Raw genomic sequence first — 2,618 nt, forward strand, 5'->3', positions numbered from 1 at the left:
GGATGCACCTGCGTCTTGGACGTGAAGACCGAGGGCACGGGAAGCCCGCCCGCGAAGTCCATCCCGACCGCGAACTGGCCGTCGATGTTCACGTCGAATCCGAAGTGGTGGCCATCCCGGATACGGCGGGCAGGAGCGGAGCGACCCGGGGATCGAACCGTGAAGTCCGCCATCACCTTCGGGTATCCCCAGATCGATCGCCCGGCCTCCAACGTGAACGCCTGGTCGACGGGAAGGTGGTGGATGAAGGCACCGGCCGACTGCAATGCCTTGAACCCGCTCGCGTTCGACCCTGGCGGATTGACCATGACGTTGGTGCCGTATTCGAGGTACTGGCCCAGGTCACCGTCGACGTAGTGCATCAGCATCAGGACGGCGACGGCCTTGGCCGGCCGGTAGCGGCAGACCCGAAGCCCGCTGTAGTCGATCATGCGCTGTGCGGCATCGGCGTCCACCGAGAACATCGCCATGTGCTGGGTCGCGCGGCGGATCTTGACCGGCATCGTCACCACGGTGCCTGCGATCTCGTGCTGTGTCGGAGATATGGCGTCGGTCACACGCCAAATCTAGAACGTGTTCTAGACAAGTGCAAGAAAGTGTCTACCCACGCCTAGACCAGCGCGGCGAGGTCGCGGATCTGCTCGGGCGAGCGGGCGCCGATGACCATCATCGTGACGCCAGAGGCCTCCCAGGCCTTGATCTGCTCGCGGACGTAGTCGAGGTTCCCCACGATGGCCGAGTCGTCCACGAGTTCGTCGGGAATGACCTTGGCTGCCTCGTCCTTGCGGTCGCTGCGGAACAGCGCCGTGACGTCGTCGACCACCTCGGAGTAACCCATCCGGCGGTAGACGTCGGCGTGGAAGTTGGTGTCCTCCGCGCCCATTCCGCCCATGTAGAGCGCAAGGTGCGGCTTCATCAACTCCATGACGCCCGCCCGGTCATCGGTGACGACGACCTGGGCGGTCGCGCAGATCTCGAACGTCTCCCGCGTCCGCCGGGCGCCCGGCCGCGCGAAGCCCTCGTCGAGCCACTCGTTGTACATGTCGGCGATCCGCGGCGAGTAGAAGATGGGCAGCCAACCGTCGCAGATCTCGGCGGCGAGCGCGACGTTCTTCGGACCCTCGGCACCCAGCATGACCGGGATGTCGGCTCTTCTCGGATGGGTGATCGGCTTGAGGTTCTTGCCAAGGCCGGTGGTGCCCTCACCGGTCAGCGGCAGCGGATAGTGCGGCCCGTCGCTGTGCACCGGCGCCTCGCGCGCCCAGACCTGACGCAGGATGTCGACGTACTCACGGGTGCGCGCCAACGGCTTCGGAAACTTCTGGCCGTACCAACCCTCGACGACCTGCGGACCGGAGACGCCGAGCCCGAGGATGTGCCGACCGCCGGACAGGTGGTCCAGTGTCAGCGCCGCCATCGCGCACGCCGTCGGGGTACGTGCCGAGAGCTGGATGACCGACGTGCCGAGCCGCAGCCGGGTGGTCTCGCGGCCCCACCAGGCCAGCGGTGTGTAGGCGTCCGAGCCCCACGCCTCGGCCGTGAAGACGGTGTCGAAACCCACCTCCTCGGCGGTCGCGACCAGTTCTGCGTGATTGGTCGGCGCCTGCGCGCCCCAGTATCCGAGCTGCAGTCCCAATTTCATGTTCGACACCCCGTTCTTGCCACGATAGTTAGAACCTGTTCTACTCGATGCCGTGACCGCCAGCCAAAGTAGCCCGGCCAGTATCGATGACCACGAGCCGCCCCTCTCGGCGCCGCTGAAGCTGTCATTCGACTACACCCGTTCGGTCGGATCCGTCCTCAGCCGGTTCTTCACCGAACTGCGCGGACGACACGTCGTCGGCATCCGCGGATCGGACGGCCGGGTGCACGTTCCGCCCGCCGAGTTCGACCCCGTCACCTACGAAGCGCTGACGGAGATCGTACCGGTGGCCAGCGTCGGGACAGTGGTGTCGTGGACGTGGCAGCCGCAGCCCCTCGAAGGTCAGCCGCTGGACCGCCCGTTCGCGTGGGCGCTGATCAAGCTCGACGGCGCCGACACCCCACTGCTGCACGCGGTCGACGCCGGGTCCTCCGACGCGATCGCCACCGGGGCGCGCGTGCACGTGCACTGGACCGACGAGCCCGTCGGAGCGATCACCGACATCGCGTACTTCGCCCTCGGAGACACTCCCGAGGACGTCCCCGCCGTGGCCGACGACCGCGACCCGGTGACCATGCTCGTCTCGCCGAGCTCATTCGAGATCCAGCACACCGCTTCACTTCCCGAGAGCACCTTCCTGCGGGGGCTGGAGGAGGGCAAGCTCATTGGGGCTTACGCCATCCTGGCCAACGGCGAGAAGGGGAAGGTGTACTTCCCTGCGCGAGAGGCCGACCCGGCCACCGGACGGCAGCTCACCGAATTCGTCGAGCTGCCCGACAAGGGCACGGTCACCACGTTCGCGATCATCAACATCCCGTTCGCCGGTCAGCGCATCAAGCCGCCCTACGTCGCGGCGTACGTCCTGCTCGACGGTGCCGATATCGCGTTCCTGCACCTGATCCTCGAGATCGACGCGGCCGACGTGCGGATGGGCATGCGGGTCGAGGCGGTCTGGCGACCCCGCGATGAGTGGGGC

Annotated in this window: 3 protein-coding genes; 1 reads left to right on the plus strand and 2 read right to left on the minus strand. The window is 66.9% G+C overall.

The window, feature by feature from the left end:
• Positions 1-503: acetoacetate decarboxylase family protein (locus ACRDUX_RS28940; protein ID WP_526418968.1), on the minus strand; the 503-nt coding region annotated here is incomplete at its 3' end.
• A gap of 107 nt (positions 504-610) precedes the next feature.
• Positions 611-1,642 (minus strand): LLM class F420-dependent oxidoreductase, encoded by a 1,032-nt coding sequence (locus tag ACRDUX_RS28945; protein WP_526418964.1) that lies wholly within the window; start codon positions 1,640-1,642, stop codon positions 611-613.
• 52 nt (positions 1,643-1,694) lie between these two features.
• Between ACRDUX_RS28945 and ACRDUX_RS28950 the strand changes: the two genes are divergently transcribed.
• On the plus strand, positions 1,695-2,618 hold a 924-nt coding region (locus ACRDUX_RS28950; RefSeq protein WP_526418966.1), incomplete at its 3' end, for a Zn-ribbon domain-containing OB-fold protein.

The sequence above is a fragment of the Mycobacterium sp. genome (assembly GCF_050701675.1).
Taxonomy (GTDB): domain Bacteria; phylum Actinomycetota; class Actinomycetes; order Mycobacteriales; family Mycobacteriaceae; genus Mycobacterium.